The organism is Streptomyces sp. NPDC007875 (assembly GCF_042868035.1).
GTDB classification, from domain to species: Bacteria; Actinomycetota; Actinomycetes; order Streptomycetales; family Streptomycetaceae; genus Streptomyces; species Streptomyces antimycoticus.
Genome location: NZ_JBIADZ010000014.1, coordinates 60486 through 86013, shown reverse-complemented (window position 1 = coordinate 86013; position 25528 = coordinate 60486). Strand labels below are relative to the sequence as shown.

At 69.9% G+C, this 25528-nt stretch carries 28 protein-coding genes; 16 read left to right on the top strand and 12 right to left on the bottom strand.

All coding sequences use genetic code 11. From position 1 onward, the window contains the following. Window positions 1-5 precede the first annotated feature (5 nt). Window positions 6-1079 (bottom strand): isocitrate/isopropylmalate dehydrogenase family protein, encoded by a 1074-nt coding sequence (locus tag ACFYOY_RS27555; protein ID WP_351901884.1) that lies wholly within the window; start codon window positions 1077-1079, stop codon window positions 6-8. 150 nt (window positions 1080-1229) lie between these two features. On the opposite strand from ACFYOY_RS27555, the gene ACFYOY_RS27550 reads away from it, so the two are divergent. Both ACFYOY_RS27550 and ACFYOY_RS27545 read left to right on the top strand, forming a co-directional pair. After that, window positions 1230-2690 (top strand): amidase, encoded by a 1461-nt coding sequence (locus ACFYOY_RS27550; RefSeq protein ID WP_351901882.1) that lies wholly within the window; start codon window positions 1230-1232, stop codon window positions 2688-2690. Further along, window positions 2687-3469 (top strand): FadR/GntR family transcriptional regulator, encoded by a 783-nt coding sequence (locus tag ACFYOY_RS27545; RefSeq protein WP_351901880.1) that lies wholly within the window; start codon window positions 2687-2689, stop codon window positions 3467-3469. The genes ACFYOY_RS27550 and ACFYOY_RS27545 overlap by 4 nt, the downstream gene beginning before the upstream one ends. Before the next feature lie 97 nt (window positions 3470-3566). Here ACFYOY_RS27545 and ACFYOY_RS27540 read toward each other — a convergent pair whose 3' ends face one another. Next, on the bottom strand, window positions 3567-4028 hold the full coding sequence (locus ACFYOY_RS27540; RefSeq protein WP_093470041.1) for an Lrp/AsnC family transcriptional regulator: 462 nt from the start codon (window positions 4026-4028) through the stop codon (window positions 3567-3569). Between the two features lie 208 nt (window positions 4029-4236). Between ACFYOY_RS27540 and ilvN the strand changes: the two genes are divergently transcribed. Genes ilvN through ACFYOY_RS27520 form a run of 4 tightly spaced genes read left to right on the top strand, consistent with a single transcriptional unit; the run spans window position 4237 to window position 8207 of the window. Further along, window positions 4237-4752 (top strand): acetolactate synthase small subunit, encoded by a 516-nt coding sequence (gene ilvN, locus ACFYOY_RS27535; RefSeq protein ID WP_388590249.1) that lies wholly within the window; start codon window positions 4237-4239, stop codon window positions 4750-4752. Further along, window positions 4749-5846, top strand: coding sequence for a thiamine pyrophosphate-dependent enzyme (locus ACFYOY_RS27530; protein WP_351901876.1), 1098 nt, complete (start codon window positions 4749-4751; stop codon window positions 5844-5846). Before ilvN ends, ACFYOY_RS27530 begins: the two co-directional genes overlap by 4 nt. A 2-nt stretch (window positions 5847-5848) precedes the next feature. Beyond that, a complete protein-coding gene (locus tag ACFYOY_RS27525) occupies window positions 5849-6871 on the top strand; it encodes an alpha-ketoacid dehydrogenase subunit beta (protein WP_388590348.1) in 1023 nt (340 codons plus the stop codon). Window positions 6872-6902: 31 nt separating this feature from the next. Then, entirely contained in the window at window positions 6903-8207 is a 1305-nt protein-coding gene (locus ACFYOY_RS27520) for a dihydrolipoamide acetyltransferase family protein (protein ID WP_388590247.1), read from the top strand. 133 nt (window positions 8208-8340) lie between these two features. Here the strand turns inward: ACFYOY_RS27520 and ACFYOY_RS27515 are convergent, their stop codons facing one another. Next, the gene (locus tag ACFYOY_RS27515) at window positions 8341-9090 is read right to left on the bottom strand and encodes a TioE family transcriptional regulator (RefSeq protein ID WP_351901872.1); all 750 of its coding nucleotides are present in this window, start codon (window positions 9088-9090) and stop codon (window positions 8341-8343) included. A 58-nt stretch (window positions 9091-9148) separates the two neighbouring features. Between ACFYOY_RS27515 and ACFYOY_RS27510 the strand changes: the two genes are divergently transcribed. After that, window positions 9149-10351 carry an erythromycin esterase family protein gene (locus ACFYOY_RS27510; protein ID WP_351901870.1) on the top strand — a complete coding sequence of 401 codons (1203 nt, stop codon included), beginning with the start codon at window positions 9149-9151 and terminating at the stop codon, window positions 10349-10351. 6 nt (window positions 10352-10357) lie between these two features. Here ACFYOY_RS27510 and ACFYOY_RS27505 read toward each other — a convergent pair whose 3' ends face one another. After that, window positions 10358-11284, bottom strand: coding sequence for an MBL fold metallo-hydrolase (locus ACFYOY_RS27505; RefSeq protein WP_351901868.1), 927 nt, complete (start codon window positions 11282-11284; stop codon window positions 10358-10360). Window positions 11285-11384: 100 nt separating this feature from the next. Between ACFYOY_RS27505 and ACFYOY_RS27500 the strand changes: the two genes are divergently transcribed. From ACFYOY_RS27500 to ACFYOY_RS27490, 3 genes are read left to right on the top strand one after another with little or no spacing between them, the layout of a single operon-like run. Then, window positions 11385-12341, top strand: a complete 957-nt coding sequence (locus tag ACFYOY_RS27500; RefSeq protein WP_351901866.1) for an AraC family transcriptional regulator — start codon at window positions 11385-11387, stop codon at window positions 12339-12341. Window position 12342: 1 nt separating this feature from the next. Further along, window positions 12343-13545, top strand: coding sequence for an AAA family ATPase (locus tag ACFYOY_RS27495; protein WP_351901864.1), 1203 nt, complete (start codon window positions 12343-12345; stop codon window positions 13543-13545). Window positions 13546-13563: 18 nt separating this feature from the next. Continuing rightward, window positions 13564-15201, top strand: coding sequence for a vWA domain-containing protein (locus tag ACFYOY_RS27490; RefSeq protein WP_388590244.1), 1638 nt, complete (start codon window positions 13564-13566; stop codon window positions 15199-15201). Between the two features lie 14 nt (window positions 15202-15215). On the opposite strand, the gene ACFYOY_RS27485 is transcribed toward ACFYOY_RS27490, so the two are convergent. Further along, window positions 15216-16139 (bottom strand): alpha/beta hydrolase, encoded by a 924-nt coding sequence (locus ACFYOY_RS27485; protein ID WP_388590242.1) that lies wholly within the window; start codon window positions 16137-16139, stop codon window positions 15216-15218. A 181-nt stretch (window positions 16140-16320) separates the two neighbouring features. Here ACFYOY_RS27485 and ACFYOY_RS27480 point away from each other — a divergent pair, with 181 nt between their 5' ends. Then, complete coding sequence (locus ACFYOY_RS27480) at window positions 16321-17166, top strand: helix-turn-helix domain-containing protein (RefSeq protein ID WP_388590240.1); 846 nt, start codon at window positions 16321-16323, stop codon at window positions 17164-17166. Between the two features lie 53 nt (window positions 17167-17219). Here ACFYOY_RS27480 and ACFYOY_RS27475 read toward each other — a convergent pair whose 3' ends face one another. From ACFYOY_RS27475 to ACFYOY_RS27465, 3 genes are all read right to left on the bottom strand, one after another. After that, entirely contained in the window at window positions 17220-17579 is a 360-nt protein-coding gene (locus tag ACFYOY_RS27475; RefSeq protein WP_351901856.1) for a hypothetical protein, read from the bottom strand. Window positions 17580-17618: 39 nt separating this feature from the next. Then, a complete protein-coding gene (locus ACFYOY_RS27470) occupies window positions 17619-18134 on the bottom strand; it encodes a hypothetical protein (RefSeq protein ID WP_351901854.1) in 516 nt (171 codons plus the stop codon). Window positions 18135-18447: 313 nt separating this feature from the next. Continuing rightward, complete coding sequence (locus ACFYOY_RS27465; protein ID WP_351901852.1) at window positions 18448-19008, bottom strand: TetR family transcriptional regulator; 561 nt, start codon at window positions 19006-19008, stop codon at window positions 18448-18450. Window positions 19009-19132: 124 nt separating this feature from the next. Here ACFYOY_RS27465 and ACFYOY_RS27460 point away from each other — a divergent pair, with 124 nt between their 5' ends. Beyond that, on the top strand, window positions 19133-20044 hold the full coding sequence (locus ACFYOY_RS27460; protein WP_388590237.1) for an SDR family oxidoreductase: 912 nt from the start codon (window positions 19133-19135) through the stop codon (window positions 20042-20044). Window positions 20045-20071: 27 nt separating this feature from the next. Here ACFYOY_RS27460 and ACFYOY_RS27455 read toward each other — a convergent pair whose 3' ends face one another. The 3 genes from ACFYOY_RS27455 to ACFYOY_RS27445 all read right to left on the bottom strand — a co-directional run bounded on the left by ACFYOY_RS27455 (window position 20072) and on the right by ACFYOY_RS27445 (window position 21230). After that, window positions 20072-20362, bottom strand: a complete 291-nt coding sequence (locus ACFYOY_RS27455; protein WP_093470014.1) for a hypothetical protein — start codon at window positions 20360-20362, stop codon at window positions 20072-20074. Further along, a complete protein-coding gene (locus ACFYOY_RS27450) occupies window positions 20359-20643 on the bottom strand; it encodes a hypothetical protein (RefSeq protein WP_014057924.1) in 285 nt (94 codons plus the stop codon). The genes ACFYOY_RS27455 and ACFYOY_RS27450 overlap by 4 nt, the downstream gene beginning before the upstream one ends. 182 nt (window positions 20644-20825) lie before the next feature. Continuing rightward, a complete protein-coding gene (locus ACFYOY_RS27445) occupies window positions 20826-21230 on the bottom strand; it encodes a nuclear transport factor 2 family protein (RefSeq protein ID WP_351901846.1) in 405 nt (134 codons plus the stop codon). A 104-nt stretch (window positions 21231-21334) separates the two neighbouring features. Between ACFYOY_RS27445 and ACFYOY_RS27440 the strand changes: the two genes are divergently transcribed. From ACFYOY_RS27440 to ACFYOY_RS27430, 3 genes are all read left to right on the top strand, one after another. Beyond that, on the top strand, window positions 21335-21787 hold the full coding sequence (locus ACFYOY_RS27440; RefSeq protein WP_351901844.1) for a MarR family transcriptional regulator: 453 nt from the start codon (window positions 21335-21337) through the stop codon (window positions 21785-21787). Between the two features lie 477 nt (window positions 21788-22264). Beyond that, the gene (locus tag ACFYOY_RS27435) at window positions 22265-22981 is read left to right on the top strand and encodes a DUF998 domain-containing protein (RefSeq protein ID WP_351901842.1); all 717 of its coding nucleotides are present in this window, start codon (window positions 22265-22267) and stop codon (window positions 22979-22981) included. Between the two features lie 144 nt (window positions 22982-23125). Beyond that, window positions 23126-24172 carry an amidohydrolase family protein gene (locus ACFYOY_RS27430; protein ID WP_351901840.1) on the top strand — a complete coding sequence of 349 codons (1047 nt, stop codon included), beginning with the start codon at window positions 23126-23128 and terminating at the stop codon, window positions 24170-24172. A gap of 48 nt (window positions 24173-24220) precedes the next feature. On the opposite strand, the gene ACFYOY_RS27425 is transcribed toward ACFYOY_RS27430, so the two are convergent. Further along, the gene (locus ACFYOY_RS27425; protein WP_351901839.1) at window positions 24221-25048 is read right to left on the bottom strand and encodes a class I SAM-dependent methyltransferase; all 828 of its coding nucleotides are present in this window, start codon (window positions 25046-25048) and stop codon (window positions 24221-24223) included. A 77-nt stretch (window positions 25049-25125) separates the two neighbouring features. Between ACFYOY_RS27425 and ACFYOY_RS27420 the strand changes: the two genes are divergently transcribed. Continuing rightward, on the top strand, window positions 25126-25515 hold the full coding sequence (locus tag ACFYOY_RS27420; RefSeq protein ID WP_137963661.1) for a signal peptidase I: 390 nt from the start codon (window positions 25126-25128) through the stop codon (window positions 25513-25515). Window positions 25516-25528: the final 13 nt, after the last annotated feature.

Genomic DNA, 25528 nt, shown 5'->3' with positions numbered 1-25528 from the left:
ATGTACTACCCCTGGCTTTCCATCGTGTGCAGGACGGCGGATGCCACCTCCGCCGTGGTGGCGTTGCCGCCGAGGTCGGCCGTGTGGTGCCGGGCGTCGCGCAAGGTGGCCGCCACCGCGTCGTGGATGCGGCGAGCCGCGCCGGCGTGTCCGAGGTCGTCGAGCAGCATCGCGCCGGAGAGCATGCACGCCACCGGATTCGCCACACCCTTCCCGGCGATGTCGGGTGCGGAGCCGTGCACGGGTTCGTAGATACCCGGCACATCCGCGCCCGGAAGGACGTTGGCGCTGGGCGCCATGCCCATACCGCCGGCGAGCACCGCGGCGAGATCGGACAGGATGTCGCCGAACAGGTTGCTCGCGAGCAGCACGTCAAGGGAGCGCGGAGCCTGGATCATGCGGGCGGCCATGGCGTCGACCAGTACGGTTTCCAGTCGCACGGCCGGGTAGTGCTCGCCGACCTCGCGTACCACCCGGTCCCACAGCGGATAGCCGTATCGCATCGCGTTGGACTTGGTCACCAGACACAGACGTCCCGTCCGCCGGCCGGCCAGGGCGAACGCCTGGTGCGCCGCCCGCTCGATGACGCGACGGGAGTGCACGGCGACCTCGATGCCGAGATCGTGTCCGCTGCCGGCGTGCGCCACCCCGCCGGCGCCGACGTACTCGCCCTCGGTGTTCTCGCGCACGATCACCAGGTCCACGCCATCGGTGTCGCGCACCTTGGTGGGAACGCCGGGGAACGCGCGCACCGGGCGGAGGTTCACGGCGAGGTCGAGCTGCTGCCGCAGGCCGATGATCAGGCCCCAGACCAGTTCGTGCTCCGGCACATCGGGACGTCCGACGGCGCCAAACAGCACGGCGTCCGCCTTCTTGACGAGGTCGGCCGCATCGGCCGGCATCGCCGCGCCCTGCCGGAGGTACCGCTCGCCTCCCCAGTCGTACGAGGTCACGTCGAGCCGGCGGCCTTCGGCCTCCAGCGCGGTCCGGAGCGTGGGCACGGTCGCCGCGACGACCTCAGGGCCGATTCCGTCGCCCGGTATGACGGCGAGCCGCACGACCTCGGGGTCCCGCGTCATGGACGCCACCTTTCGTTGTGACTGGCCTGACCAGTAAGCTCATTTGCCAGGTACCGTGACGACTGAAACTGCTCTTGTCAAGGGTTCGAATTCCCCAGGCATCGCCAGGGGGTACCTCCCAGCGGTGGCTGGGGGAGAAGGAGACTGCGGGTGCTCACGGAACAGGGCCTGGCCACCATGCCGGCCGTCGAGATGGTGGCCCGATTCGCTGACCGCACGTTGTCGCCGGTCCAGGTCCACGACGCCGTCCAGTCGGTCATCGAGGCACGCGAGAGTGTGCTCAACGCGTTCTGGGTGCGGGATCCGGACGAGTCCCGCAAGGCGGCCCAGGCCAGCGAGGCCCGATGGGCCGCGCGGGAACCGCTCGGGCCCATCGACGGCGTGCCCGTGACACTGAAGGAGAACGTCGCCCGCAGGAGCGTCCCCATGCCCTCGGGCAACGCGGGAACCGATCCCGTCGTCCCCGAGGCGGACGCGCCCATCACCGCGCGGGTCCTCGAATCCGGCGGGGTGATCCTCGGGTCGACCGTGATGCCGGACTGGGGCATGCTCTCCTCGGGGGTCTCCAGCCGGCACGGCATTTCGCGCAGCCCGTGGAACGCCGCCTGGACCACGGGCGGCTCCAGCTCCGGTGCGGGGGCCGCGGCCGCCGGGGGGTACGGTCCACTCCACGTGGGCACCGACATCGGAGGATCGATCCGGCTGCCGGGCACCTGGCTGGGGCTGGCCACGCTCAAGCCCAGCTACGGGAGGATCCCGCTGGACGCCCCGTACCTGGGGCGCGCCGCCGGTCCGCTGACCCGCACCGTGGCGGACGCGGCCCTGTTCATGCGTGTCCTGAGCCAGCCGGATCCCCGGGACTGGACAAGCCTGCCGCCACAGGACATCGACTGGTCGGCGCCGGCCGGCGAGGTACGCGGACTGCGGGTGGGGGTGCACCTGGACGCCGGCTGCGGCGAGCCGTGCGACGCCGAGATCCTCGCCGCGGTGAACCGCGCCGCCGCGGTCTTCGAGGCGGCGGGAGCCGTCGTGGAGCCCGTCGAGCCGTATCTGAGCCAGGATCTCCTGGACGACCTGGATCTGTTCTGGCGGGTACGGTCCTGGAACGACTTCCGCGAGCTGACGCCCGAGGCCGGGCTGCGCGTCCACCCCCACATCATCAGGTGGTGTCAGGGGGGCGCGGACGTACCGGGCACGAGGGTGCTCCAGTGCTACCAGCAGATCATGCGCATCCAGGCGCGGACCGTCGCCGCCACGGGCCCGTACGATCTGGTGCTCTCGCCGGTGGCTCCGGTGGCGGCGTTTCCCGCTGAGCAGCCGATGCCGTTCACGGGGGACGCGAAAACCATGGCCCACATCGGCTTCACCGCGCCGTACAACATGTCGGGGCAGCCCGCGGCGACCGTCAACTGCGGTTTTACGGCGGACCGTCGGCCCATCGGGGTGCAGATCGCGGGCCGCCGCTTCGACGATCTCGGCGTCTTGAGGGCGGCGGCGTGGTACGAACGGAACCGGCCCGCCGAGGCGGTCCCGCACTGGCCGGACAGCGCCCCCGGCGCGCCCACCGGGGAGAAGACGACACGTACCACGCTCGAAGGGAAGAATCCGTGAGTGATGGGGCACAGTTCCGGCAGGTCTCACCGGTACGGCTCTACCAGCGCATCGTCGAGCAGATCGAGCAGGCGATCGCGCGAGGTGATCTGAAGCCCGGCCAACGGCTTCCGAGCGAGCGGGAGTTGGTGACGCAGTTCGGGGCGAGCCGACCCACGGTGCGGGAGGCCCTGCGCGTGCTGGAGAGCAACGGCCTCGTCCGCTCGCGCCCGGGTGATCCGAACGGCCCGGAGATCCTGCCGTTCTCGCCGGCCGGCCTGACCAAGGAGATGACGCGGCTCGTCCAGTTCGACAACGTGTCGATGGCCGAGTTGATCTCGTTCCGCATGATCCTCGACGGGTCGGCGAGCCTGCTGGCGGCTCGGCTGCGGTCCGAGGAGGAGCTGTCCGCCATGGAACGGACGCTCGCCGTCATGTCGGACGCGATCGAGGCAGGGTACGAGGAGTTCAGCAAGGCGGACGTCGCATTCCATGAGGCGGTGGCCGTGGCCAGCCGCAACTCCCTCATCGAGGTCTGCAATCAGGTGGTCCGGGGCGCTGTCCTCTCGCTGATCTCGGACAAGGTCGCCCACGCACGCAACAGCACGGCGCTCATGCGGGAGTCGCTCCGCCACCACCAGGAAGTGCTCGAGGCGATCCGGGTACGGGACGGCCAGGCGGCAGCACGCATCTCGCGGCGCACGCTCTACGACTACTACGCCGGCTACGTCCCCGAGAACGAACAGGGGCCGCTGCTCGCGCTCGTGGACGACGAGGAGACGTCAACCACTCGACCGTAAACGCTCGGGGGAATCGGTGTGCTCGCTGGTCGCGAGCACCCGTGACCCGTGTGCGGCGTGCGGGCGGCAGGCGGTCGGCTCGTCGGCCACCTCGATCTCAGGGCACGGAAGTTCCGCGTTGCCAGGAGGCGATGACGATCAGCGTCTTCGTCTGCAGCACGCCGACACCCTTACGACGCAGGCGATTCACTACTTTCTGCAGGTCATCGACATTGTCGACATGCAACCGGACGAGTGCGTCCACGTCGCCCGTGAGCGTCAACACCTCGTCGACCTCCGGCAGAGTCGACGCGAACTCCACGATGTCATGGATGTCCGTGTCGCCCGTGAAACGCAGCTCAGTGACTGCCTGGAGGCCCTGACCGAGCTTGGCCTGATCCGTCGTGATCGTGTACCCGGTGATGACTCCCGACTCCTCGAGGCGTGTGATGCGCCGCCGGACCGGCGCCGGCGAGAGCTGCACCAGGCGTGCGATGTCGCGAACGGTGCGCCGCCCGTCGGCTCGCAACAACTCCAAGATCTGCAGATCGACCGAGTCGAGATGTACGGGTGCTGACATACCGCAACTGTAAGCCGTACTTCCCTCAACGGTCACTCCCGACCCGGTTGGACTGCTCATGTGCGCCTGCTTCGCATCGCTGTGCGCACCTTTGTTGTGGACGGACCGGGCCCTTGGAACTGTGTCCCTCATGTCAGTCGCGATACAAGCAGCAACACCCGCTGCCCCCTCTGAAGCCATGAAGCCGGACACGCACCATGGTGGTGCCGTGCTGCGACTCGATGTCGTGGCCATGCCCTTGGCGCTCGCTCGAGTTGCATCGATCTTGGCGCATCGCCAGTTCAACGTGCTCACCATGGACGTCGCCGCGCCCGTCGACGGGCTGCGGAGGATCACCATCGAGGTGGACACGGCAGACGAGATCAAGTTGGAACGGCTTGTCAAGTTCTTGAACCGGGCACCCGACGTCGTCAAGGTCGTCCGCTTCTTCGATGACACGTCGCACCATCGGCGCGGGGCATTCGTGGCGGTCGCCTTCCCCGAAGGCCGACTCGCCGAAGTCGTCGCCATCGCCCGGGCGTTTTCCGCGGATGTCGTGGAAGCCGGCCGGACTCGCTGCACCGTCTTCGCCGCAGCGGAGCCCGCGCAGGTCGATGCCCTCGTCGAAGCGCTCTCCGGCTTCACCATCCGGGAGCTCGTGATGGCGGCGCCGCTGCGGATGCCGCGCCTCCTCCGGAAGGGTCACACCGCCGTGGACCGCGCGCACACCTGGGGGCGGTCATGAGCGCGAACTCCATTGCGACATCCGCGGCGGCCCACGCCGACGACGTCCTGCAGTTGGTCGACCCTGCCGGAACGCTGAACGAGCAGGCGGCCGCGGGCATGCTCGAGGTGAGTGATGAACTGGTCCGTACGCTGTACCGCGACATGGTGCTCGGGCGCCGCTTCGACCAGGAGGCGTACTCCCTGCAACGCCAGGGTGAGCTCGGGCTCTGGCTGATGTCCCTCGGGCAGGAAGCGGCACAAGCCGGTTCGATCCGGGCTCTTCGAGCGGACGACCGGGTCTTCCCGTCCTACCGCGAGCACGTGGCAGCCCTTTGCCGTGGTATCTCACCGGCGGAATTGCTGTCGCAGTGGCGCGGTGCCAGCCATGGCTCGTGGGACCCCGAGCGGCATCACTTCCACATCTACAGTCTTGTGCTGGCGACGCAGACACTGCACGCGGTCGGCTATGCGATGGGCGTTCGGTACGACGCCACCGACAGCGTCGTGTTCACCTACTTCGGTGACGGCGCGTCCAGCCAGGGGGACGCCAACGAGGCGCTCAACTGGGCGGCGGTGGCGTCGGCACCCATCGTGTTCTTCTGCCAGAACAACGGATGGGCGATCTCGACACCCGCGAGCAAGCAGTACGCCGCCCCACTGAGGGAACGTGCGAGGGGATTCGGACTCGACGCGGTGTCCGTGGACGGCAACGACGTACTGGCTGTCCACGCCGCCACACAGCGCATGGTCGAGCGAGTCCGGGCCGGTGGAGCACCTGGGTTCATCGAGGCGCACACCTATCGCATGTCCGGACACAGCACGTCGGACGATCCCAAGCGCTACCGCGACAACGCCGAGCTCGCCCGGTGGGAGGCCCACGACCCCGTGGAGCGCGTACGCCTTCTGCTCACGGCGCGCGGCTGGGCCGACGAGGACTACTTCGCGACGGTCGCCTCCGACGCCGAGGAGCTCGCGGCGCGGACACGCCGGGAGTGCCGTGCCCTTCCGGAGCCGTCCCTGAGCGACACCTTCCGAAACACCTTGTGCGAGGAGACCGAGGCCCTGCGACACGAGCGCGAAGGCTTCGAGACGTATCTGGAGTCCTTCCTGTGACCATCACCGCCGCGGCCACCTCGGCCGAGAGGGACGCCCAGGACAAGGCCGCCACGACCACGCTCGGACGCGCGCTGAACGAGGGGCTGCGGCAGGCCATGCGCGACGACGAGCGGGTGGTTCTGCTCGGCGAGGACATCGCCTCCCTGGGCGGGGTGTTCCGGGTGACCGATGGCTTGGCCGAAGAGTTCGGCGACCGCGTGGTGGACACCCCGCTGGCCGAATCGGGGATCATCGGAACGGCGATCGGCCTGGCCCTGCGGGGGTACCGGCCGGTGTGCGAGATCCAGTTCGACGGTTTCGTCTACCCCGCCTTCGATCAGATCGTCAGCCAGCTGGCGAAGATGCGGGCACGGTCCCGCGGGCTGCTGCGGCTTCCCGTCACCATCCGGATCCCGGTGGGGGGCGGGATCGGCGCGGTCGAGCACCACAGCGAGTCGAATGAGGCGTACTTCTGCCACACGGCCGGGCTGCGCGTCGTAGCGTGCGGCCACCCCCAGGACGCGTACGACATGCTCCGCGCCGCGATCGCGTGCGACGACCCCGTCATCTTCTACGAGCCGAAGCGCCGATACTGGGACCGGGCCGAGGTCGGCCTCGGCCGCCCTGTGGACGGCGACACCTTGAAGCGCGCCCGGGTCCTGCGCGAAGGCGCCGACGTCACCGTGGTCGCCTACGGGCCCACGGTCGCGGTCGCGCTCAACGCGGCCGAGGTCGCCGCCACCGAAGGCCGTTCGCTGGAAATCCTCGACCTCCGCTCGCTGTCGCCGCTCGACACCGCCGAGCTGTGCCGCTCGGCGTCGAAGACGGGGCGCGTCGTCGTCGTACACGAGGCACCCGTCAACGTCGGCCTGGGCGCCGAAATCGCCGCCACGGTCATGGCGCACTGCTTCTACGACCTCGAGGCCCCCGTGGAACGGGTCGGCGGCTACAACGTCCCCTATCCGCCGGCCCGCGCCGAAGACGACTACCTGCCCGATCTCGATCGAGTTCTCGACGCCGTCGACCGGGTGTGTGCCCCGTAAACCGTCCGGCGGACCTCTCCTGGAGGACACGATGCTCGTAACCAAGCACTTCCATCTCCCCGACGTCGGCGAGGGTCTCACCGAGGCCGAGATCCTCGAGTGGCGCGTGGGACCCGGCGACCCGGTCGGCGTCAACGACACCATCGTGGAGATCGAGACGGCGAAGGCAGTGGTGGAGCTGCCCAGCCCGTACGCCGGGACCGTCACCGAAATCCTCTGTGCCGCCGGCGAGGCGGTGGCCGTCGGTGCGCCGATCATCACGTTCGAGGTCGAGGACGACGGCGCCCCGCAGGCGGGTCCCGGACTCGACGCCAGACCCCAAGAGCCCGTCGATCCGCCTGCCCCAGACGAGCAACCGTCCGCCCCCGCCCGCGAGCCCGTCCTGGTCGGCTATGGGCCGGCCCACGCGCGGACAGCGCGACGCCCGCGAAAGAGGAAGCCCGAGCCACCGGCCGTCACACCTTCCACCCGGAAGTCCCTCGCCACCCCGCCGGTGCGCAAGCTCGCCCGCGACCTCGGAGTCGACCTGCGCCTCGTGGCCGCCACAGGCCCGTCGGGACGCATCACGCGCGAGGATGTCCACCGCCTCGCCGGGAAGCGGGCAACCGCGTCGAACGCCCCGGACCTCCCCCGTGACGACGTGGTGCGCACGCCGATTCGCGGAGTGCGCAAGCACACCGCGGAGGCCATGGTCACGAGCGCCTTCACCGCTCCGCACGTCACGGAATGGGTCACCGTCGACGTGCAGCGGTCCCGCAAACTGCTGAAGCGGGCACGCGCCGACAAGGCGTTCGGGAGTGTGCGCCTGACAGCGCTGTGTCTCGTCATCAAGGCAGCGCTGACCGCCATCGCGCGGCATCCCGAGATCAATGCGAAGTGGGACGCCGCGGCCGGTGAGATCGTCCAGTACCCCGACGTCAATCTCGGCATCGCAGCGGCGACACCGAGAGGGCTCATCGTCCCCAACATCGCCGCGGCCCAGCGGCTCTCCCTGCGTGAGATCGCCTTGGCCCTCACCGACCTCATCGATCAGGCCCGCGCCGGCAAGACGCCACCCGAGCGGATGAGAAACGGGACGTTCACGATCACCAACATCGGTGTGTTCGGCATCGACGGCGGAACCCCGATCCTCAACCCTGGCGAAGCGGCGATCCTCTGCTTCGGCCAGGTGCGGCGAACACCGTGGGAACACAAGGGACGCATACGGCTGCGCGACACCGCGACCCTCGCCTTGTCGTTCGACCACCGCCTCGTCGACGGCGAGCTCGGTTCGCTCGTCCTCCGCGACATCGCCCGGTTCCTCGAGCGGCCAGAGCTGATGGTTCTTCACCAGTGACCTCTTCGGTTGTCGGGGGTGGCTCTGAGGCGTCCGCCCTGACTGTGCACCGCGGGCTCAAGAAGATCGCCAAGTCCGGGCCGGCCGAGGCGGAACCGCCTGTCTCCTGTTCTTTCGGCCGGCGGCCGACGTCTCATCCGCGCTCGTGCAGGTACGCCTCCAGCTCCGCGGCCCCGGTCAGCATCGCCCGCCCGCGGGCGGACAGCCGACCCTGCCAGTCGCACAGGGCGGCCTGAAGCGGCTCCAGCCCGCCGGCCGCCCGCACCTGGGCGATCAGCGGGGCGATCTGCTCCAGCAGGTAGCCGCCCCGCCTGAGTTGGTGGGCCAGCCGGGCGTCCCGTACGGCGGCCTCGTCGTAGACGCGGTACCCGGTCAGCGGGTCGCGGCGCGGGCGCACCAGCCCGGCGCGCTCCCATTTGCGCAGCGTCGCGGGCCCGATTCCGAGCTTTTCCGCCAACGGCCCGATGAACGTGTCGCCGGGCCCGGGCGCCGTGGTGGGCCCGGGCCCCACATCGGGCCCAGGCGCCGTGGTGGGCTCCAGGTCGCGGAGGGCGGTCTCCACGGCCTGGAGGGTCCGGCGATCGTCGAGGAGCTGGGCGTGGCTCTCGTCGATGAGGCGGAAAGCCTCCTCGGCCAAGCCCTGGTTCACGGCCCGCATGATCGACGTCGCCGTCCGGTGGCCGTGGCCGGGCACCAGGGCGAGGAACGCGCGCAGGGCCGCCGCGTGCAGCGAGGTGTAGGTGCGGTAGCCGTGGGGTGTGCGACCGGCGGCCGGAAGGATGCCGGTCTCCTCGTAGTTCCTGATCGCCTGCGTGGACAGACCGTGTCCGCGCGCCAGATCAATCGGCCTGAGCCGCTCGCCGTTTTGAAGGTTTCGTCCCATGGTTCTGCCGATATCGCGAAGAAGTTTCAATCGAAGGTTCAACGATACCGTTGAAGGCATGGCTACCGAGATCAAGGACACCGCCCATGCCGTCGAGGCCGCCGCCGTCATGAGGCTGCTTCCGGCCCGGGCCCGGCTGCTCGCCCTGGGCGAGCCCACCCACGGCGAGGACACTCTGCTCGACCTGCGCAACGAGCTCTTCCGGCAGCTCGTCGAGCAGGAGGGCTACCGGACGATCGCGCTCGAGAGCGACTGCCTGATGGGCCTGGTCGTGGACGACTACGTCACCTCGGGCACAGGCACGCTCGACGAGGCCATGGAGCACGGATTCAGCCACGGCTGGGGCACCTCCGCGGCCAACCGCGAACTCGTGCGCTGGATGCGCGCCTACAACGACGGCCGGTCCGCGTCCGATCGGCTCCGCTTCGCCGGTTTCGACGGCCCGCTGGAGATCACCGGCGCCGCGAGCCCCCGGCAGGCCCTCACCGCGCTCCACGGCTACCTCGCGGCCGGGGTGGACGCGGACCTGCTCCCCTGCACCGGGGAAACGCTCGACCGCCTGCTCGGCGCCGACGACCGGTGGGCCCACCCGGCCGCGATGATGGACCCGACCCAGTCCGTGGGGCAGTCGGCCGGGGCCGGGGAGTTGCGGCTGCTCGCCGACGATCTGGTGGCACTGCTCGACACACAGACACCGCACCTGCTCGCGGCAACCTCGCGGGACGACTGGGACCGGGCGCGCCTGTACGGGCGCACCGCCACCGGCCTGCTGCGCTACCACTACTGGATGGCCGACACCTCACCGGCCCGCATGACCTGGCTGGTGAGCCTGCGGGATTCGATGATGGCCCACAACCTCCTCGCCCTCGCGGAGCAGGGCCCGGCCTTGGTCCACGCCCACAACGGCCATCTCCAGCGGGCGAAGAGCACGATGCGGATGGGCGGGACGTCGCTGGAGTGGTGGAGCGCCGGTGCGCTGGTGAGTGCCCGGCTCGGCGAGGAGTACGCCTTCGTGGCCACGGCCCTGGGCACGATCCGGCACCAGGGAGTGGACACGCCGCCGCCGGACACCGTCGAGGGACTCCTGTACGCGCTCCCGGAGGACCGCTGTGTCCTCGACGCCCCGCGACTGGGCGCCGCCCTCGGCGACACGCTGCCCGCGCACCGCGTATCCCCCTGGTTCGGCTACTCCCCGCTCGACCCGGCCCATCTGGCCGGCACTGACGGCATCGTGTTCGTCAAGGACGTCCCGCAGCGCTGACCCGCTCTACTTCTTCGGGCTGAATGTCGCCCATGGGCCGAGGGCGAACCCACCGCTCCTCCGTCGGACTTCCAGGGCGCCCGCACCACCGAAGTGTGCCGGGACGAGCAACTCTCGTTCATCGGCTGCCCGCCCGAGAATCCGACGGCGACTGGCCACCGCTTGTTCCGGGACCAGACAGGCGTCGCTGTTGCAGCAGGGCTGGAGAATCTGCACCGGACTGTGCAGCAGATCTCCGACGAAAACCGCCCGGTCGCTCCCGGAGGCGAGCCGCAGTACGGACGAACCGGGAGTGTGGCCGGGCGCGGACTCGAGCGTGAGGTGTTCGTCGATGCGGTGGAAGCCGTCCCAGAGCACGGCCTGTCCGGCCCGGTGGATGGGCGCGATGCTGTCTTCGTAGATCAGGCGATCGACCTCCTGCAGACCGTTCCCCTGCGCATTGCCGGGACGGTAGTGGGAGTCGTCGGCGGCCGGAATGAGGTACTGGGCGTTGGGGAACGTCGGTACCCACTCCCCGTCCGCGTGGGCGGTGTTCCAGCCGACGTGATCGACGTGGAGGTGGGTGTTGACCACGACGTCGACATCCCGCGGGCGCACACCGGCCCTCGCCAGAAGGCCGAGAAAATCACCCTGACACTGGTGGAAGAACGGCGCCATGCCCGGCCGCTCGCGGCCGTTGCCCGCACCTGTGTCGACCAGGACGGTCCGCCCACCGCTGCGCAGCACCCACGTCTGCAGCGCAACCACCGTCCGGTCGCTGTCCGGCTCCCAGTGGTCCGGTGCCAGCCAGTCCTCATTGTCCTTCCACACATCGGCGGTGGCTCCCGGGAACATGCCGGAGGTGGGCAAGAACGGTCTGTGCCACTCAATGACCCGGATGACCTCGACATCCCCCAGCACCATGCTCTGCACACGCTCGTTCTCGTTCATCATGTGCTCGACCCTAAAAAGGCCGCACGATCCTCTCAATGCGCATTCGGCTCAGCGAGATACGCATCCGTCTCACGCCTCATACGGGAGATATCCTCGGCGCATGGATGTGGTGAGCGACGCGATCTCTGCCGTGCACCTCGGCCACCCCTGGTCCCACCGGGTGCGGACGAGTGGGAGTTGGTGCGCGCGCCTGGACCCGTATGACGGTGCGGGCTTCTACGTCGTCCTGAAGGGCAACTGCTGGCTGCTGACCGACGGCGGCACCCTGGTACCTCTCGGCGTGGGTGACGCGGTGCTGCTGCCCCATGGCACGGGCCATGTGATCGCCGACTCCCCCGTCGATACGGCGGTCGCGAAGGAGAAGGCGGTGCCGTTCGGGCAATGGCTCGTGGCGGCAGGGCCGCGAGCCCGGCCTGATCACGAGACGACGGAGCTGCTCTGCGGCACGTACTGGCTCGACTGCAGCCGCATGCACCCGCTCATGGCAGAGCTGCCTGAAGTCGTCCACCTTCCCCACCGAGTAGGCGGCCACCTCGAACTCCGCGCCGCGATCGACCTGCTCGCCGGTGAGCTGGACGAGAGCCGGCCCGGCTCCTGCGTCGCGCTGCCGAACCTGCTCGACCTCCTCCTCGTCTACATGATCCGCTCCTGGATGGCCGAGACCACCCGCGGAGCGTGGCCCGGCGCACTGGGCGACCCGGTGACGGCCGCCGCCCTGCGGGCGATGCACTCCGACCCGGCCGCGCCGTGGAGCATTGACCGCCTGGCGGCAGAGGCGGGCGTCTCCCGTCCCACTCTGGCGCGTCGGTTCACCACTCTGGTCGGCCGCCCTCCGATGACGTACCTCACGTGGTGGCGCGTGATCCTTGCCGCCACTCTGCTCCGAGACACTCCGGATACCCTGGCCACCATCGCAGGCCGAGTCGGCTACGGCAGCCCGTACGCACTCTCACACGCCTTCGAGAGGGAGTTCGGCACGACACCGGGGCGGTATCGAGCACAGGCCACGGAAGGGCCGTCTCGTGAGCCCAACAGGGTGCCGCAGGCAGGGGGTTGAGTTGGACACCGGACAGGACGCGCAGGACACGGCCAAGCGGCTGCGGGCGATCGGCGACGAGCTGTCGGACCGTTTCTATGAGCGGGCCGACGTGGTGCGGACGCTGGTGGTGACGCTGCTGGCCGGGCAGCACTCACTGGTGCTCGGCCCGCCCGGAACGGCGAAGTCCGAAATGGCCCGGGAGCTCACGAGCCGGATCGAGGGCGCAGCCTACTGGGAGATCCTGCTGTCGAAGTTCACCGCGCCGACGAGGATGTTCGGTCCCATCGACGTCGCCGCGCTGGCCCGGGGTGAGTACCGCCAGGTCTACGACGGCCGCGCCACGACCGCGCATGTCGCGTTCATCGACGAGATTTTCAAGTGTTCCACGGCGGCGCTGAACGAGACGCTCGGCTACCTCAACGAGCGGATCTACCACCCCGAGAGCGGCGGCGAGCCGATCCGCTGCCCTCTGATCGGGGCCATCACGGCGAGCAACGAACTGCCCAGCGGGGAGGATTCGGCCGCGATCTACGACCGGCTGCTGGTGCGGATCGAGGTCGGGTATCTGGAAGACCCCTCGAACTTCGCCGCCTTGGTCCGCTCCGCCGTCAGCCGCCCGGCGACACCGGCCCGGACCACGGTCGAGCTGGCCGCGTTGCGGCACGCCGTGGCCGAAGCCGTCCCGGCCGTGGACGTCCCCGACGCGATCGTGGACGCGGTGTGTACGCTGCGGGCCGCCCTGCGCCGCAAGGAGCTCATCGCCTCAGACCGCCGCTGGCGGCAGGCGGTGGGTCTGCTCCAGGCGTCCGCGTACCTCGACGGCCGTCCGGCGGTCGCCGAGACCGACCTGTCGGTGCTGACGCACGTGTTGTGGGACTCTCCCGCCCAGCGTCCGACCGTCGAGCGCGAGGTGCTGCAACTGGTGAACCCCGACGCCAAGGAGGCGCTCGACCTGGCCGACGCCATCGAGGAGCTGGAGGCCCAGCTCGACGCCATGGCCGGGCAGTCCCGCGAGGCGCTGAGCGAGTGGGTCATCAAGAAGGCCCACAACAAGCTCGCCATGGCCGGGAAGCGGCTGGAGACGCTGCGCCAGGACGCGGCGAGCGCCGGACGCTCCACCGCCGCCATCGACCGGGTCACCGGCCGCCAGCGCGCCGTCCGCGCCCGCGTTCTCACCGAGGCCCTCGGCGTGGACGCGAGCACGGTGCAGGCCCAGCTCTGAACACCGGGGATCAGGAGCATGGACGAGACACCGGACCGGACACCGGGCCGGCTCGACGAGCTGGCGGGCCGGGCCGGGACGTGGCTGGGCCGGGCCGCCGCCGCTCCCGAGCGGCACACGGCGGTCGTGGCCGCGGACCGGTTCGACCGGATCACCTGGCGCGACACCTACGAGCAGTCGGCCGGACTGCGCGAGGTGGCCGAGGAGCTGAACGAGCGTTACCACTACACCACCGACCTCCTGACCGACGTGTTCCTGGCCGCCTACAAGGTCGGCCCGCGGCTGCGCAGGCGCGCGGAGATGGCCCCCTCCCGGCTGGTCAACCACCTGGTCCTCTCCTCGCTGGTGGAGTCACTGGAGTTCACCGAGCTGCGCCGGGAGACGGCCGGAGACCCTTACGCCGCCGCCATGGCGGTGCTCGCCCAGGCCGCCGCGCTGCGCGGGATGCTGGAGCGCTCCCGGACGGCCCAGGACCGGGCCGAGCGGGCGAAGCAGGCCCAGCGGGACGCCGAAGGCGCGGCGGACGCCGTGGGCGAGGCGCTCCAGCAGGCCGCGGGCGAGGCGTACTGGTCCAACGGGGTCGGCACCGTGCAGGCCCCGGCCGCCGACGCCGTACAACAGGCGATCGAGGCCGCCGAGACCGCCGACGCCGCCGCGCGGCAGGCCGCCCAGGACGCCGCGCAGGCCCTGGCGGCGGCTCCCGGCATCCGTGCCGCCGCGCGGAACGCGGCGGCGAAGGCCGCCCGGGCCGTGCGGGAGGAGGCCGCGCTGATGCGGGCATGGGGCGTTGGCCCCGGCGAGCTGGAGCGGATGCCGTTCGACCAGCGCGCCCGGCTCGCCGAGCGGCTGCGCAGCGGTCGTCTCGCACAGTGGGCCGAGCTGATCGGTCGCTTCCGGCAGATGGCCGGCGGTGAGCGCGCCCGCAAGGTGGAGAACGCCACCGGCGAGCTGGTCGGCGTCACGCTCGGCAATGACCTCTCCCGCCTCATCCCCTCCGAGCTGGCCAACCTCGGCCTGCCCGAGCTGCGTGCGGTGTTCGCCGCGCGCTACGCCGCCGGGGAGCTGATGCTCTACGACAGCCAGGGAGAGCAGGCCACCGGCCGGGGCGCCATCATCGCGTGCGTGGACACCTCGCACTCCATGTACGAGGCGGGGCCCGGCGGGGTCACCCGGGAGGCGTGGGCCAAGGCATGCGCCCTGGCGCTGCTGGACCAGGCCCGCCACGCCAAGCGTGACTTCGTCGGCATCCTGTTCTCCGCCGCCGACAAGATCCAGGTCTTCCGCTTTCCGTCCGGTCGGCCCGCCGGCATCGCCCGGATCCTCGACTTCGCGGAAACCTTCCTCGGCGGCGGCACCAGCTACCAGACTCCGCTGACAGCGGCCCGCGAGCTGCTGGAGGAGGAGTTCAACGACACCGCCCGCACGCGCGGCGACATCGTGATGATCACCGACGACGAATGCGGCGTCACCGAGGAATGGATGCGCGGCTGGAACGCCGCCAAACACCAGTTGGGCTTCCGGGTCTTCGGCGTGGCCATCGGCGCCCCGCGCGCCGCCGAGACCGGCTCGGTCCTGGAGGCCCTGTGCGACAACCTCCGCTCCATCGAGGACCTCACCGACGTCCACGCGGCCGCCGACCTCTTCCGCGTGATCTGACCCGGCCCGGGAATTCAAGGTTGGCCGAGGTGCTCGCTGAAGAACCCGGCGAGCTTCTCGACGGCGGGGTCCACGTACTGCTCCTTGTCGTAGAGGTCGACATGGCTTGCGCCGTTGACCCAGTGGATCTCCTTTGGTCCGATGGCCCGCTGGAACGCTTCGACGCTCATCCAGGAGGTGACGGCGCGGGTACCCACGATCATGAGCAGAGGCCGTAGCCCGATCAGCGGAATCGGGGTGAAGGCGTCGAAGGTTGCCATCTTGTCGATGCTGGTCCAGGTGAAGAAGCGCGCCGAGCGGGCGTGCCCGGCTCGCGGGGTGCGGTAGTAGTCGAAGCCCTCGGCGCCGTGTTCTCCGCCGAGCGCGCGGGCCTGCTCGGCGGTGTCGGGGAAGAGGGTCAGGACCGGCGGCGTCTCACCACGAGCCTCGGTGGTGCGTGCTTGAGCCGCGGCATCCAGCATGCCCTGGAACACGGACGGATCCTGAGTTCCGTCGGTTCCCAGGCGGAACTGGCGGCCGATGTCGACGGCACTGACCGTGGCGACGGCCTTGATGCGGTGATCGCTCGCGGTGGCGGGCAGTACGTAGCCACCGGAGGCGCAGATGCCGAGTGCGCCGATGCGCTCCGCGTCGACATCGCCGCGGGTGGTGAGGTAGGAGACGGCCGCCTTGAGGTCCTCGACGCGGTGGCCGGGGTCCTCCAGACCGCGCGGCTCGCCGCCGCTCTCGCCCTGGTGGGCCGCGTCGAAGGCGAGCGTGACAAAGCCCCTCTCGGCCAGGCGCCGCGCGTACACTCCGGCGGCCTGCTCCTTCACCCCGCTGCCGGGGTGGCCGACGACGATCGCCGGACGCGGGCCCGGTGCCGGGGTGTCGGGAAGGTAGACGTGGCCGGCGAGCGGGATGCCGACACTGTCGAAGGTGACGTTGGTCTTCGCCACGGGATGCTCCCTATGCGCTGTCTCGGCGGGGCCGCACCCCTGCGGTGGGCTCCGCGCCCGGCACCTCGCCAGGCACGTGTCCACCCTCGGCTCGGCTCTGAGCACGCAAAAGGGGCACGTTCTTGGCTGGGCAGAAACCTGCCCCCTCACCACCTGTGCCGCTCACGCGAGAATGGGAAGCATGACTCCGGCACCCGCCCCCCGCGAGCTCGGAGCCTTTCTCAAGGCTCGCCGAGCACAGCTGGCGCCGCAGGACCTGGGCCTGCCCGAGACGGACTCGCATCGCAAGGTCGCGGGACTGCGCCGCCAAGAGGTCGCCCAGCTCGCCGCCATCAGCGTCGACTACTACACACGACTGGAACAGGGCCGGGTCCGAGCGTCCGTATCGGTGCTCGACACCCTCGCCCGCGCGCTGCGCCTCGACGAGGACCAGCAGAAGTACCTCTACGAACTGGCCGGCAGGACCGACGCGCGGCCGCGCCGTCGGCGGGGGCCCGCGCAGCGCGTGCGGCCCGCCATGCGGCGCCTGCTCGACCAGCTCACGGGGTCCCCCGCCGTCGTCCTCGGCAAGCGGATGGACATCCTGGCCTGGAACGTTGCCGCCGCGGCCCTGTTCACCGACTTCTCGCTGACGCCACCAGTGCGGCGCAACTATGTCCGTCTGCTGTTCACGGACCCGGTCGTCCGCGCTATGCATCGGGAGTGGGAACACGACACCCGCGACGCCGTCGCCGCGCTGCGGATGGAGGCCGCGGCGGACCCCGACGACCCCGAGCTGGCCCAGCTCGTCGGCGAGCTGTCCGTCCAGGACGCCGACTTCCGCACCTGGTGGGCCGAGCACCGCGTCAACAACCTCAGCTACGGCACCAAGCACTACCGGCATCGTCTGGTCGGTGACCTGACGCTGGACTGCGACGTCTGGAGCAGCCCCGACGGCTCAGGGCAGCGCCTCATGGTCCTCACCGCCGAGCCCGGCACCCCGTCGCACGATGCCCTGCGCATCCTCACGTCCTGGACGGCCGCGTAACCGCAGGCGGCCGACGGTCGCCGTGGCGGCCGGACAGCGTCGACCGCCACGGCTCAGGGCAGCCTGCGCCCCATCTTCGCGGACTGCCGCTCACTTCCCTTGGTGTCCCACCACTCCTCCAGCAGGCTACGGACCAGGGATACAAGCATGCTGAGCCGGTCAGGCTCGGGCGCGGAGGAAGTGAACACATCCACAAAGGACTTGTCGTCCCATGGCAGCGTCACCTCCCAACGCTCCTCCTCATGACCTTGAGGCACGACGGCCAGCCGGTACGTCAAGGTCACCGTGCGGTCCGGGTGATACTCGATCCCCAGATCAGAGACCTCGAACGTCGTGCCTCCGCTGGTGAACGAGCACGCCAGGCGGGATTCCGCCGGAGTTTGAGCCGCCATGAGCAAGTCCGAGCCTTTCACCTCATCCGACGGGAACGAGCCCGGCCAAGCGGGCAGCCGCTAACACATCACGGCTACGGCCGGGTCGACCTTGTACGCCGTGCGGACGTCGTTGATCCCAGCCGGGGTTCCGACCTTCACACGGAACGTTTCACGGCTGCACGGCGCCAGGGTCCAGGTCGAGAAGGTACTGACAGTCTGCCGCCCAGTCGCGATGGCATTGCTGATCTTGTTGTCGAACGAGCGGCTCCAGCGCTGCTTGATGTGCTTCCACCCCCATGTGCTGGTGCCGCAGCGGAGTGTGTACCTCGCGGGTCCGCGGAAATACTGCCGCACTGCATAGTTCCGGCCGTTGTTCCTGCATGTCGCCGAGATATCCGACACTCCGGCCTCGGCCCCGTTCCCGTCGGCCGTCGGCCGCGGAGCGGACCGGCCGTCCTGAGCGACGGCGGGGGCCAGGGCTCCCGTCGTCGCGAGTAACACACCGGCCAAGGCAGCCGTGGTGACGGCCTTACCAGCGTGGCCGGTGCTACGCGTGATCGCGACACCATCTGACATCAGCATCCTGCGTTTCATGATGATTCCTCCCGTTGGGCCGTCAGCAGGCGATGGAGCACTTGCTGCGCTTCCGTCCAATTCAGGGCTATCCGGGAGCCGTAATCAACGTCCGCGGACGCGGTCGCGCTGCGCCGCTGGGACGACGCGGCAAAGGACCCGGACGGCCCGCGGCTCACGATGCCGGACCTCCTGGCGGCCCACGCCCACTGCGTCGCGTCGCGGCGGACCTGACAACGGCGGCGCCCCCGGGGGCAGGCCGAGCGGCCTGCCCCCGGGGGCGTTGTGCGTATGTCCGCGGCGCGATGAGTGCCTGCTCTCCCGCCTGGCTTCCCTATGTCGCCGAGAGGGCGCGCAGATCGTCGAAGGCTCGGGAGAGATGCGCGTCCAGGCTCTGTGAGGGGTCGTCGATCCAGGCCCCGGCCGCCTGGTGAAAGGCGGCCCAGCCGGCCTGAGCGGCCAGGCCGGCCAGCCGGTCGGCGACACCGCGCTGCCGCAGCGCCTCCGCCACGGCTTCGGTGAGCGACGCGGCCTTGGCCAACTCGCGTTCGCGGAGCGCTGGTGTCTTGGCGATGACTTCCAGCCGCGGTTCGGAGAACGGGCGGTTCTCCTCAAGGATCCGTCCGGCTTCCCGGAAGGCGCAGAGCAGTATCTCGAGGGGCCGCAGACCGTCGGGCGCTTCGGCCACCGATTGCATCAGCGCGGCGCGCAGATCGGCTTCGCCATAAAAGAGCACCTCGCGCTTGTCCGGGAAGTGCCGGAAGAACGTGCGCTCGTTGACGCCGGCCCGGGCGGCGATCTCAGCCGTGGTGGTCTGGTCGAACCCCCGCTCCCGGTACAGCTCCAGCGCCGCCTGCTGAAGGCGGCGGCGCGCTTCTAGTCCGCTCCGTGGCACTCCCCGAGTCTATCGCGTCATGTCAGTGACCGACACCACATTGCGCCAGTGACTGGCACTACGCGTAGAGTCAGTCACTGGCGCTAAGTAGTGCCAGTGACTGACATAAGTGGGAGAGCGTTTCATGCATGCCTTCGTTACCGGTGGCTCCGGCTTGACCGGCCCCGCCATCGTCACCGAGCTCGTCGCGGCCGGCCACGCCGTCACGGGTCTGGCGCGCTCGGATGCCGCCGCCGCTCGGCTGGAGTCGCTGGGCGCCACACCACACCGCGGCTCCCTGGACGACCTCGACAGCCTGCGGAGCGGCGCCGAAGCCGCCGACGGCGTCCTGCACATGGCCTTCGGCGGGGACTTCGCCGACCCCGACGACATGATGCGGCGCGACCGGACCGCGATCGAGACGCTCGGCCGGGCGCTGGCACACTCGGGCAAGCCGTTCGTCAGCACCTCCGGCACGCTGGTCATGCCCGTCGGCCGGGAGACCACCGAGAGGGACGAGCCCGACCCGGCCGGGGTCGCCGGATTCCGGATCCCGGGCGAGCGAGCATGCCTGGGCTTCGCCGCCCAGGGAGTACGCACGAGCGTGGTCCGGCTCGCCCCCACCGTCCACGGCCCCGGGGACTACGGCTTCATCGGCATCCTCGTCGCCACCGCACGAAAGACCGGTATGTCGGCCTACGTCGGCGACGGTGGCAACCGGTGGCCCGCGGTGCATCGGCTCGACGCGGCGACCCTGTTCCGTCTGGCATTGGAGAAGGCTCCCGCGGGCAGCGTGCTGCACGGGGTGGCCGAAAGCGGCGTCACCTTGAAGAGCATCGCGGAGACGATCGCCCGAGCCCTCGATCTGCCCGCGGCCTCGCTGACCCCGGACGAGGCTGCCGCGCACTTCGTAAGCCCGTTCATGGCCACCGTCTACGGCATCGACGCGCCCGTCTCCAGCTCTCACACCCAGGAGCTGCTCGGCTGGTCGCCCGCCCACCCGACGCTGCTCGACGACCTGGAGCACGGCGATTACTTCGCCACGCCGGCCTCCTGACCACTTCGCGCCGGGGCGGACAGGACGTCAGCGGAACCAGACCAGTACGGGGACGCGGATCTCGCGGAGTTCGGGGAGTACGACGTATTCGAAAACGATCGGCTCCCCGCCGATCTGCAGGCTGTACCGGGTACCGAGGTCGTCCATCGGGTCACCGGGCGGCCGCCGGTCGCGGTCAATCGCGCCGCCGACTTCGAGGGCCAACGCGCTCAGGAAGTTCACCACCTTCTTGGAAAGGTCCGGTGGCATGTCGAGCAGCGTCCGTGCGGGGATCTCCTCGGTCCACACCGCCCAGCCGCGCCGCGGCTGGGCGGTCATCGGCTGATTCCCTCGAGCTGGTCGGCGAGGTCCTCCACGGAGACCAGGCGGGTGCCGGCGGCGGCGTTGGAACGGCTCTCCGCCGCGCCGGGGGCGCTGTCGAGCATGGCCGCCTTCCACCACTTGCGCATGATGCCGGGGACGGTCTCCTCTTCGGCGGCCAGGACCTCGGCGTAGAAGTGGGCCCGGTTCGCTCCGGTCAGCGCATCGCCGATGCCGTTGATCGTGTTCGGGATCGCCGGGATCCTGCGGTCGGTGGGGTGTTCGGGCTGTGCGCTCATCTCCGAGTTCCCTTCCCCGCATCGGGTGTGACGTTCTGCGGCCCCAGTCGAGACGCCTTCGCTCGGGCTCGGGCCATTCTCTCGCAGGACGTGTGCCCCATGGGGCGCAGTGGGAGATCAGGGTAGTCGGTGGGGGCGTACGGGAGCGCGGCACTGCTCCCGAGCGCCGGCGCCGCGCGGTGTCAGCGAGCGCTCCCCATGTTCCGGTCGGCGTCGGTGCCCTGCAGCATGAGGGTGGTCTCCTCGATGCGGCGGAAGCGCCCGTCCGGGGCGAACTCGCCGAAGAGGTAGACCTCCGTGCGCACGGTGGAGCCGTCGGTCTTCGCGACGTCGATGACGTGACGGTCCGCGTAGCGGTCGCCTTGTACGAGTTCGTCGAGGACCTGGACCGATCCGCCGGCGACGATCGTGCGCAGGTGGGCGATGTGGGACATGAACTCACCGCGGTCGTCCCAGCGGCCGTCGGTGCGCTGTCGGTAGTCGGGAGTGAAGTGCCGGTCGACGGCCTCGGCCAGGTCAAGGCCGGGCGTGAAGAGCAGGTCGGTGAGGGCTGCGGCGATATCGGAACGAGAGGTGGCGGTGGCCATGACGGTGCCCTTCGGTAGGTGGAAGCATCGAAAACTGCGTGCGCCGAGCACGCATCTGCACCGTACCGCATATTGCGTGCGCAGCGCACGCTAATCTGGGAGTCATGCCGAACGATGTGGGACACGAGATCGCCGACGCGCTGGGCACGCTGCTCAGGCGCAGCACCCGTGAGCAGATCTACCGACGCCTGACCGAGGGCCTGGGCGAGGCCGTGGACGAGGTCACCTACCCCGTGCTCAGCGGTCTCGCCCGCACCGGCCCGCGCAGCGCCGCGGGCCTCGCCGACGAGATCGGCCTGGACCGCTCCGGCGTCACCCGCCGCGCGACCCGCCTGGAGGAAGCCGGGCTGCTCCACCGTGAACCCGACCCCGGCGACCGGCGCGCCACTCTGCTCGCCCTGACCGAGACCGGGCGACAGGCGATCGAGACCACCCGGCAGCGCCTCGCCGCGCATATCGAGGACTCTCTCGCCTCCTGGCCCCCCAGCGAGGCGCGGACGTTCGCCCGCCAACTCCATCGCTTCGTCCACTACGGGCCCTTCACCGAGGAGCGATGAATCGGCTGGACCGGCGTGCCGGGCGGCCGGCCCGCGCCAGTGCCGGAGGTCAGACCACCTCGGCTAGCTCCGGCGGCCGACGGACATCCAGGTGATCACTGGCCGGCGGTCGCAGGAAACGGCGGACAGAAAGACCCGGGCCGCCACTTCGCGAGACACAACGTAGGAGGTCGAGGCGGCCGGGACCGCCGCACGGGGGCGGGCGGGCGAGTTCCGGTTGTAGATATATGCGATTGTGTCGCGCGGAACGCGTGCTTCCGCGCTGCGGCCGTGCCACACTGAGGGTGGCCCTCACCGCATCCCCCGTCGGTGAGGGCCACTTTCGTTTCCCGGCCCCCGGGAGACGGTGATGAAGCTTCAATTCCGCTCTGCCCGCAGTTCCGTGACCCCTTGAAACGCGGACACAGGTAGGGACTGCCCCACCCCGCTCCGGGGGCTGGTCGGAGTGTTTGAGGCCGACGCCGCATGATCCGCTGTATGCACAAACATCGTGCGAGCGAAGGCGGACAGGTGAAGGCTCGAATCGGATATTCCGCGTGGGTGGCGGGTGTGGTGCAGTTCTTCGCGGTCCATTGGTTCGTCGAGTCGGCCTGGGCGCGACCGTACAGTTGGGCATGGAACAACATCAGCGACTTGGGAAACGCTCACTGCGCTCTGCGGTCCGATCCCGAGCCACGCTATGTCTGCTCACCTGAACATGCCGCGATGAACGCCTCGTTCATCGCACTGGGAACACTGCTCGTCATCGGCACCGCCCTGACTGGCCCTCTGTGGCGCCGAGGCTCCGCCTCGACCGTGACCCGATTTCTGTTGGCCGGGGCCGGCGTCGGTTTTGTGCTGGCCGGGCTGGCGCCCGCTGACGTCCACGAGAACCAGCACGTCCTGGGCGCCCTGCTCATCATGGGAACGGGCAACATCGGTCTTCTTCTGACGGGAACCAGGCTCGCGGATGATGTCCCGGGTCCCTTGCGCTGGGTGACCACCTTGCTGGGAATCACCGCGCTCACGGCCTTCGGGCTCTTTCTCTCCCGCCACTACCTCGGACTCGGTATGGGGGGCATGGAGCGGGTCGCGGCCTTTCCTCTCTTGGCGTGGGCGCTGGCTGTCGGCAGCCGTGGCCTGTTCCGCCAGAAGACCCGTACGCCGGGCACCGCGCCGGAAATGCGTATCGCGCGGGCGCCCCACGGACGATGAGACTTCCTGGCCGACTTCCAGCTCGACCGGCACGGCACCGTAGGCGCGGCCTGTTCCAACGGCCGTTCGGGCAGGCCGCCTTGATATGAACCGGCCAGTAAGATCGACGAATCGGCCCGTGCGGATTCGAGGAGGCGCTCGCCGGTGGTACTCCAGGTGCGCGGCGTCGTCCTGCCGGAGCGGGAAGAGCGGTCCTTCTGGATTGACGGGGACCGGCTACGGACCGACCCCGTCCCCGGCGCGGATCTCGTCGTCGATGGCGGATGGCTGCTGCCTGGCCTGGTCGACGTGCATACGCACCCGGGCACCGAGGACATCGACGTCCCGTTCAGCGACGACACGCTTCGCCGGCACCTGACCGATCACCGCGACTGCGGCGTACTGCTGGTCCGGACACCCGGGTCCGCCGCGCGCATACCGAGCTGGGTGGACGAGGAGCCGGAGATGCCACGGGTGCGCTCAGCCGGACGGTGGCTGGCCACTCCGGGCCGCTTCTTCCCCGGCTTCGGGCGTGATGTGAGTGAAGCGGATCTGGTGCGGGCGGCCGTCGAGGAAGCCAAGGCGTCCTCGGGCTGGTGCAAGGTCATCGTCGACTGGAAGTACGACGAACCGGCGCTGCCCCAGGAAGTCCTCACCTCCGTGGTGCGAGCCGTACACGCGGTCGGCGGCCGGGTGGCCGCCCACTGCCAGACCGCCGACGGCAGCCGCCGTGCCGTTCAAGCAGGCGCCGACAGCCTGGAGCACGGCATGCACCTGGACCCTGGCCTGATCGATCAGATGGCTTCCCAGGGCACCGCGTTCGTTCCGACGCTCAGCGTCTTCGGCGCCGGAGCCGACCGACGTCGCGCCGAGGAGCCGAGCGCTCGTCGCGACTGGTGGTTGGCCGGCTGGGAAGGCATGCTGCCGAACGTCCGGGCCGCATGCGAAGCCGGCGTCACGGTACTGGCAGGCACTGACAGCTTCCCCTGCGGCAGGGTCACGTCAGAGATCGAATGGCTGGTACGCGCCGGGCTGTCGGCGGAAGCGGCTCTCGGGGCGGCATCGTGGGCAGCCAGAGCCTGGCTGGGTCTGCCCGGCCTGGTCGAGGGAGGCCCCGCCGACCTCGTCGCCTATGACACCGATCCGACACTCGACAGCTCGGTTCTGGCCCATCCCAACCGCATCATTCTGCGCGGCCGGGTCATCGCCTGAGGGGCGGGCTGTCAGAGGTGTGTGCGGTGGGCACGGCCGGAGCGGCGCCTACCGAAGAGCCGGGACCGTTCGTGACACCCGCAGTTCGGTGAGATACCGCTTGGTGACCCGGCCTCCGTACCGCCTGTCGATCAACCCGGCGATGCACTCCAGCAGCCCCTCCCTGGCCTGCGGCGGCAGCGCCCGGTGGCCGGAGTAGGTCCGCAGCACTGCCAGGTACTCCGCCGTGGTGTACGTCAGGTCCCACTCGTACCGCCGGAAGTCGACGGGGCCGAACCGGCCACTGCGTGCGACCTCATCCGCATGGTCCGAGGTGTCGACGTCCGCTGCGGGAGGAAGTCGCAGCCCCGGCGGGGTGGCCGGATCGAAGCGCTCGTAGCAGTCCTGGACGTCGACGAAGAACTCTTCGCTGCCGCCCGCCACATGCTGAGTGGCGACGACGGCGAGGGCGCCACCGGGCCGCAGCGCGTCGGCGGCCTTTGCCATCCGCACCGCCGGATCGATCCAGTGGAACGCCGTCGCCGAGACGACCGCGTCGAACGGCTCCTCCGGCAGTGGCCACGTCTCGAAGTCCGCCGTCACGATCTCCACCGCTGCGAACCCGGCCAGATTGCGCCGGGCGACGGCGGCCATGTCCGCGCCCAGCTCGACGGCCGTGATCCGGCAACCGCGCTCGGCAAGCGGCACGGTCGCCTTGCCGGTGCCCGCCCCTACTTCGAGAACCCGACAGCCGGGGCCGGTGCCGGCCACCTCGGTGAGGTCGTCGAACAGCTCGGGCGGATACCCGGGCCTGGCCCGGTCGTACAGCTCCGCGTCCTCGTCGAAGATCCGGCTCAGACGGACACGGCGCGTTTCGTCAGGCGTGTCGTCGCGCATGGCAGCACACTAGGGCCTGACCGGCGCGCATCAGGCACGGATTACCTCCACAAGAGCGGCTGCTAACGTCCGGCCGTGTGAACGACAGTGTGTACGTGGGCAATGCGGGCAAGGATGCGGCGCTGGACCGGGGGTGGCTCCTCGGGCACTTCAAGGACGTTGGCGATCCGCGCCACAGCGAGGCCGTAGAGATCAAATGGGGTGTCCACCCTCGTGGGGACGAACGATTGCAGTGGGTGAAGGGCGAGGAACGCACAGCGCTCCTGGTTCTCATCAGCGGCCGTTTCCGCGTTGAACTCCCCGGCCGCAGCGTTCTTCTGGAAGAGCAGGGCGATTACGTCGTATGGGGGCGCGGAGTCGACCACTCATGGTTCGCGGAGGAGGAGTCGGTGGTGCTGACTGTTCGTTGGCCGTCCGTGCCCGGCTACGCAGTGGCGGAGGAGAGTGGGGCGCGGCCGCAGAGCTGAGCGCGGAGGCGCG

Bases quoted from the DNA above. Each gene is read 5' to 3' on its own strand.
- ACFYOY_RS27555 (WP_351901884.1), bottom strand. From the start codon at position 1,079: ATGACGCGGGACCCCGAGGTCGTGCGGCTCGCCGTCATACCGGGCGAC.
- ACFYOY_RS27540 (WP_093470041.1), bottom strand. From the start codon at position 4,028: ATGTCAGCACCCGTACATCTCGACTCGGTCGATCTGCAGATCTTGGAG.
- ACFYOY_RS27530 (WP_351901876.1), top strand. From the start codon at position 4,749: ATGAGCGCGAACTCCATTGCGACATCCGCGGCGGCCCACGCCGACGAC.
- ACFYOY_RS27520 (WP_388590247.1), top strand. From the start codon at position 6,903: ATGCTCGTAACCAAGCACTTCCATCTCCCCGACGTCGGCGAGGGTCTC.
- ACFYOY_RS27515 (WP_351901872.1), bottom strand. From the start codon at position 9,090: ATGGGACGAAACCTTCAAAACGGCGAGCGGCTCAGGCCGATTGATCTG.
- ACFYOY_RS27510 (WP_351901870.1), top strand. From the start codon at position 9,149: ATGGCTACCGAGATCAAGGACACCGCCCATGCCGTCGAGGCCGCCGCC.
- ACFYOY_RS27505 (WP_351901868.1), bottom strand. From the start codon at position 11,284: ATGATGAACGAGAACGAGCGTGTGCAGAGCATGGTGCTGGGGGATGTC.
- ACFYOY_RS27500 (WP_351901866.1), top strand. From the start codon at position 11,385: ATGGATGTGGTGAGCGACGCGATCTCTGCCGTGCACCTCGGCCACCCC.
- ACFYOY_RS27490 (WP_388590244.1), top strand. From the start codon at position 13,564: ATGGACGAGACACCGGACCGGACACCGGGCCGGCTCGACGAGCTGGCG.
- ACFYOY_RS27480 (WP_388590240.1), top strand. From the start codon at position 16,321: ATGACTCCGGCACCCGCCCCCCGCGAGCTCGGAGCCTTTCTCAAGGCT.
- ACFYOY_RS27470 (WP_351901854.1), bottom strand. From the start codon at position 18,134: ATGAAACGCAGGATGCTGATGTCAGATGGTGTCGCGATCACGCGTAGC.
- ACFYOY_RS27460 (WP_388590237.1), top strand. From the start codon at position 19,133: ATGCATGCCTTCGTTACCGGTGGCTCCGGCTTGACCGGCCCCGCCATC.
- ACFYOY_RS27455 (WP_093470014.1), bottom strand. From the start codon at position 20,362: ATGACCGCCCAGCCGCGGCGCGGCTGGGCGGTGTGGACCGAGGAGATC.
- ACFYOY_RS27450 (WP_014057924.1), bottom strand. From the start codon at position 20,643: ATGAGCGCACAGCCCGAACACCCCACCGACCGCAGGATCCCGGCGATC.
- ACFYOY_RS27445 (WP_351901846.1), bottom strand. From the start codon at position 21,230: ATGGCCACCGCCACCTCTCGTTCCGATATCGCCGCAGCCCTCACCGAC.
- ACFYOY_RS27440 (WP_351901844.1), top strand. From the start codon at position 21,335: ATGCCGAACGATGTGGGACACGAGATCGCCGACGCGCTGGGCACGCTG.
- ACFYOY_RS27435 (WP_351901842.1), top strand. From the start codon at position 22,265: ATGCACAAACATCGTGCGAGCGAAGGCGGACAGGTGAAGGCTCGAATC.
- ACFYOY_RS27425 (WP_351901839.1), bottom strand. From the start codon at position 25,048: ATGCGCGACGACACGCCTGACGAAACGCGCCGTGTCCGTCTGAGCCGG.